Source organism: Austwickia sp. TVS 96-490-7B (genome assembly GCF_019331795.1).
Classification (GTDB): domain Bacteria; phylum Actinomycetota; class Actinomycetes; order Actinomycetales; family Dermatophilaceae; genus Austwickia.
This window is the reverse complement of the sequence record NZ_JAHPZL010000001.1, coordinates 326,814-342,040: the sequence shown is the minus strand read 5'-3', so window position 1 is coordinate 342,040 and position 15,227 is coordinate 326,814. Positions and strand designations below refer to the sequence as shown.

The window sequence follows — 15,227 nt, the reverse complement described above, 5'->3', positions numbered from 1 at the left end:
GGACGGCCCCACACGTCTTCCCCACATTCTTGGAGTTCTCCGTGTCCCATACTTCCCTGCGCTCATTTTTCCCCCACCGTGTCACCACAGCTCTGGCTGTGTGTTGCGCCCTGACTCCTGTCCCCGCCACGATCGGCCTCAGCTCAGGTGCGGCTTTTGCTGCTTCACCTGCGGCAACGTCCTCGACGATGATGATCCAAGACAGCTTCACCCGCACCGTTTCTGGTTCTTGGGGTTCTAGCGATCACGGTGGAACCTGGACGGCGCCTAGCGCGGCGACCGTCCAGGTCATCGGCGGTCGCGGCCAGATCGATGGCTTGGCTCCGGCGACCGCATCAACCCTGTTGCACAACGCCACCCTGCCAGCAGACATGTCATGCGGGGTGTCCTACGTGGTCCCGGCGACGCGCGTTTACACCGCCGTCGAAGCCAGGGTGCAGTCGACCACCGGTCCTCGTTATCGGGCGAGTGTCGTCGTGATGCCCGAATCAGGGCGGTTGGCCTTGACGATTGTGCGCGCTCATGGCTCTTCAGAGACCGTTGTCGGGCATCGCGACCTGTCAGCGACGGCGAAGCCTGGCCAGGTGGTCCGGGTCGAGATGGCGGTGACCGGGACGGATCCTGTCCGATTGCGGGCTAAGGCTTGGGCCGGAAGCACCGCTCCTGACTGGCAGATCGATGCGACCGATGCGTCAGCAGATCGAGTCACCCAACCTGGTCGGATGGGGGTGCGTGCCTACGTGTCCAGCTCGGGGGCCAAAACCTCAGTCCAGCTCGACGACGTCACTGCATCGTCCTTGGCTCCCGCCGTACCACCCACGACGCCACCTGCGACTCAGGAACCGTCAACGCCGTCGGGCCCGCCCGCGATCCAGCCAGCCGCGACAGCAGGATCGGCAGCGTTGGGGTCCACCAACTACTCGATTCCCGCAGGTGCGGTCTTCGTCTCTGCGGCCGCAGGCAACGACAGCGCTGCCGGCGGCAAGGACACCCCGGTGAAAACGGTGGCGGCGGCCCTGCGCAAAGTCGGCGCGTCAGGAACGATCGTGCTTCGCGGCGGTGCTTACCACGAGAGCGTCACCATCCCGGCGAATAAGCCAGTGACCATCCAGTCTTTCCCCGGCGAAAAAGCCTGGTTTGACGGGTCACGGGCCGTCGGCGGTTGGCGCGCGGACGGGACAGCGTGGGTGGCCACCGGCTGGTACACCAATTTCGATGACAGCCCCACCCAAACCACTGGCGCACCTGACAATGACACCCCTGGATGGCAGTTCATCAACCCGAAATACCCGATGGCATCGCACCCGGACATGGTCTGGATTGGCGGTGTCGAACAACGCCAGGTCGGCTCCCGAGCTGAGGTCAAAGCAGGCACGTTCTATGTCGACGACGCCGCAGGCAAGCTCTATCTCGGATCAGATCCGCAAGGCAAGGTCGTTGAGGCCAGCGACCTCACCGCGGCGATGAACATCCAAGCCCCCCAAGTGAGTTTGCGTGGCATCGCGGTGCGTCGATATGCCAACTCCGTCCCGCAGATGGGCGCGATCCTGGGCTACGGCACCGGCTTGCAGATGGAAAATGTGATCGTTCAAGACAATGCCACCACCGGTCTGGGGGTGTACGCCGGAGGCGCCCGGCTATCTCGTATCACGGTCAGTGGTAATGGCGAGACCGGCCTGAACGGGTGGCGAGCCGACGACTTGGTCGTCACGGATTCCCTGTTCGAGAAGAACAACGACGAACGCTTCAACTTCGCACCAGCTGCGGGGGCGATGAAAGTCGTCAAGAGCCAAGGCGTCGTGGTGCGCGGCAGTAAGTTCGTCAACAACCCCGGCCCCGGTCTGTGGTTTGACGAGTCGGTGGCGAAGATGACCGTCGTGGGCAACGACATCCGTGACAACGAGGGCACCGGTCTGATCGTGGAACTGTCCTCCCGCGCGGTCGTCGCGGATAACGTCGTCACCGGCAACCTGGAGGAGGGCATCCGGGTCCAAAACAGCGACAAGGTGTCGGTGTGGAACAACACCATCGTCAACAACGAGCGGGCGTTGAACCTGGTCCAAGACTGGCGGGAAGCGAGCAACCTGTCCGTCGCCGGTCACGACCCGCGGATGGGCTTGCCTGACCCGTTGATGCCGTGGATCCTGCGGGACATCTCCATTGGCAACAACATCCTGCAAGCCGGTCACGGCGCGAATGCCACTCTCGCGGTGGAGAACTACGAGCACAAGTACGACGCGGACGCACTGCGCATCACCAGCGACGGCAACATCTACCAGGTGCCCGCGTACGGCGCCCCACGGTGGCAAGTTGTCTGGGCGCGTCGTGGCACCGACCCGTATGTCTACACCACGCTCGCGGATTTCCGGGCGGCCCGTAGCCAGGAAAAGCACAGCGTCAGCACCACTGCCGCAGCCCGCACCACCGCACTGACCGCTATCGCCCAACCGTTGCCTGCCGCAGTGACTGCGGCACTTCTGGGTAAAAAGCTCACCGGGGTCGTCGGCGCGGTGCGCTGACGCCGACATCCCACCGCACGCGGCGTGTCGTCGACATTAGCTCGATGACGCGTCGCGTGCTGCGGTCTGGAGCTCCTGCACCCACGCCTTCAGGCGATCAGGTGCTGCTGGTGGGCTAAACCCCGCCGCAGTGATCTTCGCCAGTGACAACGCGCTGTGCTGTGGCCGCGGCGCCAGATCTTTACCGCTGCCATAGACAGCGGTACTGACTCGGCCGATGTCTCCAGGGTCGCGTCCACACCAGGCGAAAACCTGTGCGGCGACCTCCGCCCAGCTCGTCACCGGGCCGGAGTTGGTGAGGTGATATACGCCGTACGGGGCGTTCTCGCGCAGGAGGTGAACGATCCCGGCGGCGAGGTCATCAGCGAAGGTGAGCCGACCGTATTGGTCGTCAACCACAAGGGGCGAGACCCCCCGACCAGCCAGCGACATCATCGTCGCGACGAAGTTGCGACCCTGCCCAACCACCCAACTGGTGCGCACCAGATAGTGCCGAGGCACCTGCGCTACCAGCGCCTCTCCTGCTGCTTTGGTGGCGCCATATACCCCCAAGGGGCACACCGGTTCGTCTTCGAGGTGCTCCTCGACAGTGCCGTCGAAGACATAGTCCGAGGAAATATGCACCAACGTCAGTCGACGATCCCGCGCCAGATCGGCCAGACGACGTACGCCGTCCACATTGACCGCCCACGCTCGACGGCGACCTTCTGCTTGTTCGGCGTCGTCAACAGCGGTGTACGCCGCGGCGTTGATCACCGTGCCCACCCCCCGCCAGTCCAACTGCTCCAAGCTGTGCGGATCGGCCAGGTCACAGGTGGCCCGGTCCACAAAGGTGGCCTGCGGCACCGCTGCCTGCAGCGCTCGCCCGAGTTGGCCTGAGGAGCCCAACACCACGATCCGGGCCGGAGGGATGGGGGTGATCTGCGACAACATCGGGTGGTCCTGGTCAGCTGGGGAAAGGACAGTCTGCTCCAGCGGGATCGGCCAGGCCACCCCCACCTGTGGGTCGGCCAGGTTCACGAAGGTGTATTCCGCGGTGGCTTGCGCGCTCCAATGGTCGTTGACTAGGTAGGCGTACGCCGTCCCCGGATCAAGCGACTGATAGGCGTTGGCCACCCCTCGCGGAACGAACACCGCCACACCCGGATCAATCATCATCGTGGCCACCCGGCCGAAGGACTCACCGGCCCGTAAATCCACCCAGGCCCCATACACCCGCCCGGTGGCGACGGACACCAACTTGTCCCACGGCTCGGCGTGGAACCCCCGTGTCACTGGGCCGTCATTGAACGACACGTTCTGCTGCACCGGACCAAAATCGGGAAGTCCCGCAGCGACCATGCGTTCGCGGTTCCAGTTTTCTTTGAACCAGCCCCGGGCGTCGCCATGCACTGGTAGCCGCCACACGGACAGTCCAGGAATTGTGGTGTCTTCCCGGTGCATCAGCGCGCACCCTCCCCGCTCAGGGGGCGTTCACCAGCAGCCGCGTATTTACGTTCGGTGGCGGCTTTTTGCGGTCGCCACCACGCCTCATTGGTGCGATACCAGTCGATAGTCGCAGCGAGACCAGCCCGAAAATCCTGGTAGCGCGGAGTCCACCCCAGCTCAGTGCGCAACGTGGTCGCGTCGATGGCATATCGCAAGTCATGCCCAGCACGATCAGTGACCAGGTCGTAGGCGTCCCGAGGCTGACCCATCACGTCGAGGATCATCTCGACGACTTCACGGTTGTTTTTTTCTCCGTCCGCGCCAATCAAGTAGGTCTGCCCGATGCGGCCGCGAGTCAAGATCTGCAGCACCGCAGCATTGTGATCGTCAACGTGGATCCAGTCCCGCACGTTGGCTCCCGCGCCATACAACCGGGGACGCACCCCGTCGATCACATTGGTGATCTGTCGCGGAATGAACTTCTCCACATGTTGATAGGGGCCGTAATTGTTAGAACAGTTGCTGATGGTCGCCTGCACCCCAAACGATCGGGTCCATGCCCGCACCAGGTGATCCGACCCAGCCTTAGTCGCTGAATACGGACTGGACGGGCGATACGGCGTGGACTCAGTGAACCGCGACGGATCGTCTAACTCCAGGTCGCCGTACACCTCGTCAGTGGACACGTGATGAAAACGCACCCCGTGGCGACGTACCGCCTCCAACAACTGGAACGTGCCGATCACGTTGGTCTGCACGAACGGGCTCGGGTCAGCCAAAGAATTATCGTTATGGGATTCCGCCGCGAAATGCACCACCGCGTCGCAGCCACTCACCTGCTCATCGACGGTGGTTGCGTCAGCAATGTCACCGACAACCAGGCGGCATCGCGTCGGGGATAGTCCTTCGAGGGTACGGCGATCCCCGGCGTAGGTGAGTTTGTCCAGCACCACCACCGACGCATCGGTGTGGTCCAGGACATGCCGCACGAAATTGGCCCCGATGAACCCGGCGCCACCGGTCACCAGGATGGATCGTAGGTCAGTCATGCTGGGCTCCTGTCAGTCTGGTCCTGCGAGGGCAGGTGGGCCCCGCACTTCTCACATGTTGCTGGTCCGGCCTGGTCGTCATACGTCTCGTCGTCATCGTCGGGCAGCGGCTGGATGGGGGTGGTCGCCAGGTTGGAGAGGACCTCCCGCAGCAAGGTGCTCGACGTGTGCCGGGTATACGGGAAGTACTCCACCCGCGCGCCGACCTGTCGCAGGTCAGCTTCGAGTTTGTCTCCCTTGGGGGTGTGCTGCCAGTCGTCGCCCTTGAAGATGACGTCGTAACGGAACTCCTGCCACGAGTCGAACTTGTCAGCGTGGTCGTCGACAACGACTTGGTCCACGGCAGCCAGGTGTTGGACGATTGCCATCCGTTCATCCAGGGGGATCACCGGGGTTTTTGATTTGACTTTTTCTACCACCCCGTCTGAGACCACCCCGACGATGAGGTGGTCGCAGTGTTTACGAGCCTGAAGAATGATATTCAGGTGACCGATGTGAAACATGTCGAAAACGCCCGAAACGTACCCCTTGACCACTTTTCCTCATTTCTGTTGCGGGGACGTCGGCACTGACGGTCACCTGACCGTCACGCAGAGGCGTCCCCCCTCCCCAGCAATGGCACCCCGAGGGGATTCAGATGTATCTCACCTGGATCCCGGACTTTCTTCCCCTGAGTCTGCCCTCTCGGCCGCTCGAGTAGGCCGCAGTACTCATATCAAGATGATTTTTGACGACTGGTGATGATGGCAGTCCCCTCGTCAGACCCGCGGCGCGTGGGTAGTCGGGGAGAACCCCCACAACCATGATGCTTCGCGCCCCGGGTGAACGCCTATGAAACAGTCGTCCAATTTCAGGTATCGTAGCAAAGAGAGTTCAGATACCTTCGCGCAGCAGCTTTGGGGGAGGTGCGACGACCCGCACCAACGGGCCGCCACCACATCGGTAGCACGACGCGCTATATCGGTGCGTCATGCCATATCCACATGTGCGTCGACCTTGAACCGTCCGACGGGGGACGAGGGGAAGACCGCACAGTGCAACCAGCCGATGCCATGGCAGGGCAACACCCGAGCCGATGTGGGGGAGACAGGTCTTAGCGAGAGGAGTTGCGGGAATGCGCATCGCCATGGTCGGAACACGAGGGGTACCTGCTCGATACGGAGGTTTCGAGACCTGCGTGGAGGAAGTGGGTCGTCGACTCGCTGACGCCGGGCATGAGGTCATCGTGTATTGCCGCGCCGACGAACGAGGCCCTGACACCTACCTCGGGATGTCACTCGTATGGCTGCCTGCTTTGCACCACCGCGTCGCGGAAACCCTCAGCCATACCGCCCTGTCCGTGGCCCACGGCATCAGCAAAGCCCGCCCGGACGCCGCGATTGTCTTCAACGCCGCGAACTCCCCGCTCATCCCCCCACTCAGCATGTCGCGTATCCCAGTGGCCACCCACGTCGACGGCCTGGAATGGAAACGCGCGAAATGGGGCCCAGTCGGGCAGCGCTACTACCGGATGGCTGAATCCCTCGCGGTGCGCTGGTCTGACGCGCTGATCGCCGACGCGATCGGCATCCAGGATTACTACCAAGACGAATTCGGGGTCGCCACCCACCTCATCACGTACGGCGCTCCGCACGTCGAGCGCGCTGACCACCCCGGTCTCACCGAACTCGACCTGACTTCCCGCGGATACCACCTGGTCGTGGCTCGGATGGAACCGGAAAACCACGTCTCTCTCATCGTCGACGGCTATGTCCGAAGCAATGCCACCGCGCCACTGGTGCTGGTGGGTTCGGCGCCGTACGCCGACGAATACATCTCCTCGATTCGGGCGCTTGCCGACGAGCGAGTCCGCTTCCTCGGCGGAGTGTGGGATCAGGAACTGCTCGACCAGCTCTATGCGAACTCCCTGATCTACTGGCACGGACATTCCGTGGGAGGCACCAACCCTTCGCTGCTGCGCGCCATCGGCGCTGGTGCGGCCGTCAACGCCTTCGATGTGTCCTTCAACCGGGAGGTCCTCGGCGCCGCTGGCCGATACTTCTCCCAACCGGACGACATCGCCGCCCTGGTGACCGACGCCGAAACCGACCTGTCGGCGACCCTCGCCCGTGGTGAGAGCTCCCGGGAGCGCGCTGAGCGATATGACTGGGACGATGTCGCCGCGAAATATGAACACCTGTGTGCCCGCCTCGCCAACGGCGACCTGCGTAAACGTGGATCTCGTGGATATCGGCGCCCGCGCCCGCGCACCGTGGAGGCGACGCCGTTGCTAGACAGCCGCCTCACCCAGGAGACCCACCGGTGACCGCACCCGAGCGTCAGTCCCGATCCATTCCCGACACGGTGCGACTTCTTGCCGGATTCCAGAAAAGCTCCCAAGGCGCCCCGGCGTACTCCAGGTTTGTCAACCGGCCCCTGGGCCGCGTCTTCGCCGCGATCGCTGATCGGCTGAACCTCACGCCCAACCAGGTCACCCTGATCTCCGGGCTGACTTCGCTGAGTGGCATTGCCGCGCTCGCGCTGCGCCCCGCCGATTGGATGACCGGTATCCTCACCGCGACACTGCTCGTCCTGGGGTATGCCTTGGACTCCGCTGACGGGCAACTCGCCCGACTCACCGGTGGCGGATCCCCCGCCGGTGAATGGCTCGACCACGTCGTGGACTGCATCAAGATCAGCCTGCTGCACCTGACCGTGCTGATCTCCCTCTACCGATACACCGACCTCGACCGCAGCTGGCTGCTGATTCCGGCCGGGTATGTCCTCGTCGCCAACCTGTATTTCTTTGCTTTCATCCTCGGTGACCAGCTCAAACGGCAACACGGAGTCACCCGTAAACCTTCAGGTGCACCCGCTTCAGTGCTGCGCTCCTTGCTCGTCGCACCCACCGACTACGGCCTGATGTGTCTGACCTTCCTGCTGTGGGGCGCACCGCCGATCTTCCTCAGTGCGTACGCCGTCCTCCTGCTCGGCACCACCGGATACGTCCTGCTGGGCCTGCCCAAGTGGTATCGCGACATGTGTGCCCTACCAGGACAGTCCTGATGGGCACCCCCAACCAGCGCGTCGTCGTCGCCGTCCATCCCGGTGCCGAGCGATACGGCTCAGACCGGATGTTCGTCGAATCCGTGCGCGGGCTCCTCGCCGCGGGTTGTCATGTCATCGCGGTCCTCCCCGGACCAGGCCCCCTCTGCGCTGACCTCACCGACGCCGGAGCCGACGTCGACTTCGCGCCCCTGCCCGTCCTGCGTAAATCCGCGCTGAAGCCCGCAGGCCTGGCCACTCTCATCGCCGACACCGTGCGCTCAGCGCGACACACCCGAGACCTGCTGCGACGTCACCGACCCGACGCTGTCTACGTCAGCACCCTGACCATCCCCACCTGGATCGCCGCTGCCCGCCTGCATCGCACCCGGGTGGTCTGCCACGTTCACGAAGCCGAACCCCACGCTCCACGCCCCGTGCGCCTCGGATTGGCCTCCCCGCTGATGCTGGCCGACTCGCTCATCCTCAACAGTGCCTTCGCCGGGACAGTTCTCACCGACACCCTCCCTGCCCTCGCATCACGGATCACCGTGGTCCCCAACGGTGTCGCCGGCCCACCCCACGAACCAACCCCGCCCCGCACCACCCTGGACGGACCCATCCGGGTCGTCTTCGTCGGACGGCTTTCCCCCCGCAAAGGCCCCGACATCGCCTTAGCCGCCGTACGACGTCTGCGCGACCAAGGCCACGACATCCGGCTCACCCTCATCGGATCGGTCTTCACCGGCTACGAATGGTTCGAAGACCAACTCCGCCGTGACGCCGCCACCGACATCGCTGACGGAACCCTCACCATGCGCGGCTTCACCGACGACATCTGGAGCGAACTCGCCCACGCTGACATCGCGCTCGTACCCTCCGTCATGCCCGAACCCTTTGGGAACGCCGCCGTCGAAGCCATCCTGGCCCGACGCCCCGTCGTCGCTAGCCGAATCGGCGGACTCGTCGAAGCCGTCGCCGGAGCTGACAGCGCCGCCCTGGCTACCGCCGGTGACCCCGACGACCTAGCCCGCGCCATTGACGACCTGATCAGCCGCTGGCCCACCATCGCCGCCGCCACCGACGCCGCCTGCGCCCACGCCCGCCACGCCTTCGCCCCGCAGCGATACCGCCACACCGTCGCCACCATCGTCACCGCCCGCCCGACCTCCCCCGCCGAGGAGACCGACTCGTGACCGACGGACTCGCCGTCATCGTCGTCAATTACGACTCCGCTGACCTGCTGCGCGACCACCTCACCGCTGTCCAACGCGACCTCATCAGCGCCACCGACCCGCGCCTCAACCAGGCGCAGATCATCGTCGTCGACAACTGGAGCACCCCCACCGCCCGCGCCCAGATCACCGCGCTCGCCAGCGAACACCACTGGACGCTCCTGCCCCAACAGGACAACCTGGGTTTTGGCCTCGGTACCAACCGCGGTGTCGAGGCCGCCCGTGCTGCCGGAGCCACCCGATTTCTGCTACTCAACCCGGATGCCCACATCGACGCCCCTTCGGTGCGTGCGCTTCTCGACGCCGTCGACACCGACCCGATGACCCTCGCCGCGCCGGTCATTACCCGACCCGATGGCACCCTGTGGTCTGACGGGCACGACTTGTACCTCGCCGATGGCACCACCCGCGCCACTCGACGACGGGACCCGCAGCTGCCCGACGATGCTGTCGCTGAATGGTTCACGGGGGCCTGCCTGATGCTCACCGCGCACCTGTGGGACGCTGTGGGCGGATTCGGTGACGACTACTTCCTCTACTGGGAAGACGTCGAACTGTCCTGGCGGACCACCCGCGTGGGCGGCACCCTGCGCCTCATCCGAGATGCCCACGCCGTCCACGACGAAGGTGGCACCCACCGCCACGCCGACCGGCAAGGACATTCCCCGACTTTCACCTACTACAACGTGCGCAACCGGTTGCTCTTCGCCGCCCGCAACCTCGACCGGTCTACCCGCCGTCGATGGATCCGCACCGCACCCGCCGCCGCCTGGCAGGTCCTCTCCTGGAGCGGACGACGTACCGCCCTGCGCTCACCGCAGCTAGTTCGCGCCGCGCTGCGCGGCACGTACGACGGCATCGCCGTGGCCAGGCGCACCCCGCTTCCGCCCAGCAACTCCAGCCGACCCCTGCGAGTCTTGGCGTCCTTCCCCCAACCCCGACCCACCACCAACCCCTACATCGTCATGCTCAAGGAATGCCTCGAGGCACACCCGCAGATCCACCTCGACACCTTCACCTGGCGACGTGCCCTCACCGGCGACTACGACCTCTTTCACGCTCACTGGCCTGAGATCCTCGTCTCCGGCCATACCCCGCTCAAAGCCCTCATCCGGCAAGCCTTGTTCGCCGCAATGCTGACCCGGATGCGCGCCCGACGCACCGCGATCGTGCGCACCGTGCACAACATTGACCTGCCCCAAGGGATCAGCTGGCGCGAACGAGCCCTCCTGCGCCGCTTCGAACGACGTACCGACTTGAGGATCGTGCTCAACCCGCACACTCCAGCGCCCGAACCCACCCGCACCATCCCGCACGGGCACTACCGCGACTGGTTCGCCCACTACCCTGACGCCGCCCCGCAACCCGGCCGCGTCGCTTACCTCGGGCTGATCCGACGCTACAAAGCGGTCGACACCCTCATCCGGGCCTTCATCCAGACCCCCACCGACTCGCCCGCCCGGTCCCTCTTCATCGGTGGCAAACCTTCCAGCACCGAACTAGCCCAGGACATGGAAGAACTCGCCGCCCGTGACCCGCGCGTCGAACTTGCTTTGACCTTCCTGCCCGAAGCTGACCTCGTCGATGCCGTCCGCAGCGCAGCACTGCTGGTGCAACCTGCTCCCGACATGCATAACTCCGGCACCGTGCTGATGGCGCTCTCCCTCGACCGACCCGTGCTCATCCCGGACAATGCCGTCAACCGCGACCTCGCCGCTGAAGTCGGTCCCGGCTGGATCCACACCTTCACCGGCACCCTCACCAGCGACGACATCGAACGGGCTCTCCGCGACTGCACCCTCCAGGACACCCATCCGCGCCTCGACGGTCGCGACTGGTCCACCACCGCCCACGCCCACCTGCAGGCCTACCGCGCGGCATTCGCATTGCCTCGTGCCGCCACCGCGCCCATCCGTACCCCCCATCTGAGCGACCCGGAGCAGCATCCTGGAAGAGCTGCGCAGGGGTCGGTGACGGCCTCGCGCCGAGGGATGGAGGAACGATGACAGCAGTAGAAGTGTTGACGGCGATCCGTCGCGCCTGGTGGGTCGCGCTGATCTGTGCCCTCGTGGGGGCGGGCGCGATGTTGGGCCTGTCCAGCCGAACCACCCCGACGTACGCCGCGTCCGCGCGAGTGTTTGTCTCCATCGCCAAGGGCAAGAGCGCCACGGACCTGTCGCAGGGCGCCACCTTCGTTCAGTCCCAGGTTGCGTCCTACGCCGACCTGGTGACCTCACCGTTTGTGCTCGAACCGGTGGCGAAGAAACTGGGCGTCGACGGTGGCGGGAAAAAACTCGCCGACGTGGTCACCGGGTCAGCCACCAAGGAAACCGTCTTGATCACCATCAAGGCCACCGATACTGATCCGCAACGGGCCTCTGACATCGCCGACGCTGTCGCCGATGAACTCGGCGCGGCGGTGAGGCAACTCGCACCCCGCGACACTGATGCGCGGCCCATGGTGCAGGTCGTCACTGTCGCCAGATCTGGACCGCCTTCTGCGCCTGTTAGTCCCCAGACCAGCCAGAACACAATGGTGGGGGCCCTGGCAGGAGGCATCATCGGCTTGGTGTTGGCCGTCTGGATCGGCCGACCCCGCGAACGATCTGCTCATCGATGGTTCAGCAAGAAAGCAGAGCAACCGACCAAGAAACCGAAGGAGACCGCTACCGAGGTCACCACGAAGCAAAGCACTACGAAGCAAAGCACCAGTTCGCAGAATGCCGGCACGGCCGGCCGCACGACGTACGACGGGGGACGCGCCACCAGCGACACCGGTGGACGCGAGCATGATCAGGGGGAACGACATGGCACGACTCACACGCCGAATGGTCCTGGGGTGGGGCCTCGGGGGCGCTTTCCTGGGCGCGGCGGGCACTTGGGCACTGCGCGACCGCCCCGTCGAGGCCCAGAGCAGCCCGACGGTCCAGCCCAGCCCTGAACGGCTCACCGTCGCGACCTGGCGTCGCCGCGCGCATACTCCCACCTTCATCGCTCACCGTGGGACTGCGGCGACCACCCCGGAACACACCCTCGAGGGATACCGTCATGCTCTCGACGCTGGCGCGACCTGCATGGAAATATCTACGGTCCTCACCTCCGATGCCACGTTGGTCTGTCACCACGACCTGACGTTGGAGCGCACGACCGACGCCACCGGTCCGGTGTCGCGGCGGACGCTGACAGCATTGCGATCCGTGCGGTCCGCTGCGCCACGGTTGGGGACTCGGTGGTCCGGGATTCGCGCTCCGGGCATCCCCACGCTCGGGGAAGCGTTGGACGTGGTTGCTGGCAGGGCAGTGTTGTGTCTGGAAGCGAAGGATGATGGCGGGTATGACCAGCTGATAGCGACGATCGACCAACGTGGGTTGCGCGATCAGGTCTTCATCAAAGTCCCGACTGATTCAGCCAGGTTGGCGCAGGCGAGCGCCGCTGGGTTCCCGGTGTTTGCCTATTTTGGGTCAGAGAAAGGGGTCACACCCCAAGCCATAGAGAAGGCTGCCGAAGCGTTGCGCGGCGACCATGACGTGCTGGTGTTGCCGATTCGCACCATCGCTGGTGACCCGTTGCCTGACGAATTGATCACTGCGGCGGTCGCGACGGGCCGCACGGTCTGGGTGCATCCGGTGCATCGGCGTAGTGAAGTGGATCGGGCGTTGAGTTTGGGTGTGCAGGGGATGATTTCCTCCCATGTCGGCTATGTCTCGTCGCATGCGCCATCAGCCACCCATGACAGTTGGGTGCAGGGTGGGTTGGCCGCTGGCGATCTGACGAAGGATCCGTACGACGAAGCGGAACGGCTGGAATGGCCTGAGCCGGGGGTGATCCGGTTGCGGGAGCGCCTCAAGGCGGGGTGTGTCATGCCGGGCAGTTTGTGTCCGGTCCGCAAGGACACCGGGGTGGTGCGGATCGAGTTTGACCTGCGTTTTGAGGTTCCGCACTCTCCGGATAACAAGGATGCTGCGGCGGTCATTTTATTTGGGCATGACGACGATCGGTACGCCGAATATGGCGCAGGTCATGGGGATGGATATCACGGGTTGGTGCGTCCTGATGGGCAGCTGATTCTGGGTGCTCATCTTGATGGGCGTCGCGAACAGGAAGAACTCTCGTCTGCGAAGGCCACGGCGCCGTTGGCTCCTGGTCGGTGGGTGCGGATGGTGGTGACGATGGACCGTGGGGCCGTGTCTTGGGGGTACGTCGGTGGGCCGACGGTGAAGGCCGATGATGTGCGTTGGCGGGGTGGCTATTTTCATCTCGGGCGGACTCCGACGGCGCCGGGGGTGTCGATCCGGGATGTGGTGGTCAGCTGACGTCAGGCGCGGGTGGGCTGGCGCGGTCGGGGCCGAGTAGGCGGGCAAAAGCGACACAGGATTGCAGGTCACGCCGTACGGCGGGGACGGCGAGCGCGACGAGGGCGACCACGCCCGCTCCGGTGAGGCCATCGAGGAGTAGCCGGAGGATGTCGGGCAGTCCTGCGGTGGCGAGGACAACGGCGAAGGCGAGGCCGCCAGCAAGTGCGTTGACGCTGACGATGCGTAGGCCGTTGCTGATGAGCTCCCGGGTGGGCAGTGTGCCGAATCGACCTAGCACCACGAAGGTCACCGGCCACATCACGAAGGGGACGGCGGCGTATCCGGCGGCGACTCCGAGCACTCCGAAGTGGCTGCCTGCCAGGATGGTGACGACCCGGATCACGGTGGTCACCAGGGTGTATCTGCGGTAGGTGGTCATCATGGCTCGGACAGTGAACGCCCAGCCTGCGACGAAATCGACGAGTTGGCATAGTGCTGCGACGGCCAGCAGTGCAAACAGTGGCACGATCGCTTCCCACCGGTCTCCGAGGAAGAGGTGGACTAGCGGGGCAGATCCGGCTGCAACCAGGGCTAACGCCCATCCGACGGTGTATCCGAGGGTGATCTGGGCGCGGCTGAGAACACGCAGGAACTCGCGGTCGTCGTCTTGCACTTTGGCCAGGATGGGGGTGCCGACGTCGGTGACAGGCACCCGGACCTGGTTGTACGGCTGCATCAAGAGTTGGAAGGCCCGGTTGTAGAGGCCGGTGGGGATGCTGCCGTAACGCAGTCCGATGATGAACTGGTCGGCGTTGTTGCCGACGTAGTTGATGAGTTGGATGGTGACATATCCCCAGCCCAGGGACCACATCTGGCGCATCGGCACGGACCGGTCGTAGCGTTGTGGCCGCCACCGGGCGAGCAGCATCAGCAAGGCCAGCATGGTGGCGTAGAGGGTCAGCTGTTGGGCGACTAAGGCGTGGAAACCCCACCCTTGCCAGGCGCCGTAAATCCCGACAGCCAACGCCACCGCGGGGGCCAGGGTGTCAGCGATCGCCAGCTGCGCAAACGCGAGGTCGCGTGCGAGGGATGCCCGGAACTGCGTCGATGCGCCGCTGAGGATGAAGGTGAATGCTAGTGCGCGGGCGACGGGGACCAGCAGTGGTTCGCGATACATCAGCGCGATCAGGGGCGCGGCCAGGAAGATCCCCACGCACAGGGCGACTCCGATCCCCAGGTTCATCCAGAACAGGTTGGAGCGCTGCGCTACTGACAGCGATGAGGCCCGCACCGCCACGGTGTACAACCCGAAGTTTCGGAAGATGTCGGCGATCCCGATGATCACTGAGACCATGGCCAGGAGGCCGTACTCCCCGGGGGTGAGCATCCGCGCCAGGATGATGACTCCGCCGATTTGGATGAGGGTGCGAGCCCCTGACCCGGTCAGGCTGACTGCTGCTCCGCGGGCGGCTCGACGTCCCAGATTCGAGGGTGGGGACGCGCTCACCGTCGTCGCTCAGTCGGGTTGCCGGGTGTGCTGGTCATGGTGTGCTCCGTCAGCGCTTGTCTCGGTCAGCTCCTGGCGGAAGGATGTTGTTTCGGATCGCTTTGCCCCGCAACATTCTTGCCCCCTCTGCCGCGCATTCATTTTGGCACATCGAGATCTGGGGAGATCTC

11 protein-coding genes are annotated in these 15,227 nt (G+C 64.7%); 7 read left to right on the top strand and 4 right to left on the bottom strand.

The window, feature by feature from the left end; all coding sequences use genetic code 11:
• Positions 1-41 precede the first annotated feature (41 nt).
• Positions 42-2,519: a right-handed parallel beta-helix repeat-containing protein gene (locus KEM60_RS01515; RefSeq protein ID WP_219105724.1), complete on the top strand. Its 2,478-nt coding sequence runs from the start codon at positions 42-44 to the stop codon at positions 2,517-2,519.
• A 36-nt stretch (positions 2,520-2,555) separates the two neighbouring features.
• Here the strand turns inward: KEM60_RS01515 and KEM60_RS01510 are convergent, their stop codons facing one another.
• The 3 genes from KEM60_RS01510 to KEM60_RS01500 are packed head-to-tail and all read right to left on the bottom strand — an operon-like array spanning position 2,556 to position 5,532.
• Positions 2,556-3,962, bottom strand: a complete 1,407-nt coding sequence (locus KEM60_RS01510) for a bifunctional dTDP-4-dehydrorhamnose 3,5-epimerase family protein/NAD(P)-dependent oxidoreductase (RefSeq protein WP_219105723.1) — start codon at positions 3,960-3,962, stop codon at positions 2,556-2,558.
• The gene (gene rfbB, locus KEM60_RS01505) at positions 3,962-4,996 is read right to left on the bottom strand and encodes a dTDP-glucose 4,6-dehydratase (protein WP_219105722.1); all 1,035 of its coding nucleotides are present in this window, start codon (positions 4,994-4,996) and stop codon (positions 3,962-3,964) included. The genes KEM60_RS01510 and rfbB overlap by 1 nt, the downstream gene beginning before the upstream one ends.
• The gene (locus KEM60_RS01500) at positions 4,993-5,532 is read right to left on the bottom strand and encodes an adenylyltransferase/cytidyltransferase family protein (RefSeq protein ID WP_255574118.1); all 540 of its coding nucleotides are present in this window, start codon (positions 5,530-5,532) and stop codon (positions 4,993-4,995) included. The genes rfbB and KEM60_RS01500 overlap by 4 nt, the downstream gene beginning before the upstream one ends.
• Positions 5,533-6,110: 578 nt before the next feature.
• On the opposite strand from KEM60_RS01500, the gene KEM60_RS01495 reads away from it, so the two are divergent.
• Genes KEM60_RS01495 through KEM60_RS01475 form a run of 6 tightly spaced genes read left to right on the top strand, consistent with a single transcriptional unit; the run spans position 6,111 to position 13,568 of the window.
• Positions 6,111-7,301 carry a DUF1972 domain-containing protein gene (locus KEM60_RS01495; protein ID WP_219105720.1) on the top strand — a complete coding sequence of 397 codons (1,191 nt, stop codon included), beginning with the start codon at positions 6,111-6,113 and terminating at the stop codon, positions 7,299-7,301.
• Entirely contained in the window at positions 7,298-8,041 is a 744-nt protein-coding gene (locus KEM60_RS01490) for a CDP-alcohol phosphatidyltransferase family protein (protein WP_219105719.1), read from the top strand. Before KEM60_RS01495 ends, KEM60_RS01490 begins: the two co-directional genes overlap by 4 nt.
• Positions 8,041-9,216: a glycosyltransferase family 4 protein gene (locus KEM60_RS01485; RefSeq protein ID WP_219105718.1), complete on the top strand. Its 1,176-nt coding sequence runs from the start codon at positions 8,041-8,043 to the stop codon at positions 9,214-9,216. The genes KEM60_RS01490 and KEM60_RS01485 overlap by 1 nt, the downstream gene beginning before the upstream one ends.
• Entirely contained in the window at positions 9,213-11,261 is a 2,049-nt protein-coding gene (locus KEM60_RS01480; protein ID WP_219105717.1) for a glycosyltransferase, read from the top strand. Before KEM60_RS01485 ends, KEM60_RS01480 begins: the two co-directional genes overlap by 4 nt.
• A complete protein-coding gene (locus KEM60_RS16360) occupies positions 11,258-12,196 on the top strand; it encodes a YveK family protein (RefSeq protein ID WP_255574116.1) in 939 nt (312 codons plus the stop codon). The genes KEM60_RS01480 and KEM60_RS16360 overlap by 4 nt, the downstream gene beginning before the upstream one ends.
• Positions 12,084-13,568 carry a glycerophosphodiester phosphodiesterase family protein gene (locus KEM60_RS01475; RefSeq protein WP_255574147.1) on the top strand — a complete coding sequence of 495 codons (1,485 nt, stop codon included), beginning with the start codon at positions 12,084-12,086 and terminating at the stop codon, positions 13,566-13,568. The genes KEM60_RS16360 and KEM60_RS01475 overlap by 113 nt, the downstream gene beginning before the upstream one ends.
• On the opposite strand, the gene KEM60_RS01470 is transcribed toward KEM60_RS01475, so the two are convergent.
• Positions 13,561-15,057, bottom strand: a complete 1,497-nt coding sequence (locus KEM60_RS01470) for a lipopolysaccharide biosynthesis protein (protein WP_219105715.1) — start codon at positions 15,055-15,057, stop codon at positions 13,561-13,563. The two genes, KEM60_RS01475 and KEM60_RS01470, sit on opposite strands and share 8 nt — an antisense overlap.
• Positions 15,058-15,227: the final 170 nt, after the last annotated feature.

Coding starts and splice junctions, on each gene's coding strand:
- KEM60_RS01510 (WP_219105723.1), bottom strand. CDS start 3,962: ATGCACCGGGAAGACACCACAATTCCTGGACTGTCCGTGTGGCGGCTA.
- KEM60_RS16360 (WP_255574116.1), top strand. CDS start 11,258: ATGACAGCAGTAGAAGTGTTGACGGCGATCCGTCGCGCCTGGTGGGTC.
- KEM60_RS01485 (WP_219105718.1), top strand. CDS start 8,041: ATGGGCACCCCCAACCAGCGCGTCGTCGTCGCCGTCCATCCCGGTGCC.
- rfbB (WP_219105722.1), bottom strand. CDS start 4,996: ATGACTGACCTACGATCCATCCTGGTGACCGGTGGCGCCGGGTTCATC.
- KEM60_RS01495 (WP_219105720.1), top strand. CDS start 6,111: ATGCGCATCGCCATGGTCGGAACACGAGGGGTACCTGCTCGATACGGA.
- KEM60_RS01475 (WP_255574147.1), top strand. CDS start 12,084: ATGGTCCTGGGGTGGGGCCTCGGGGGCGCTTTCCTGGGCGCGGCGGGC.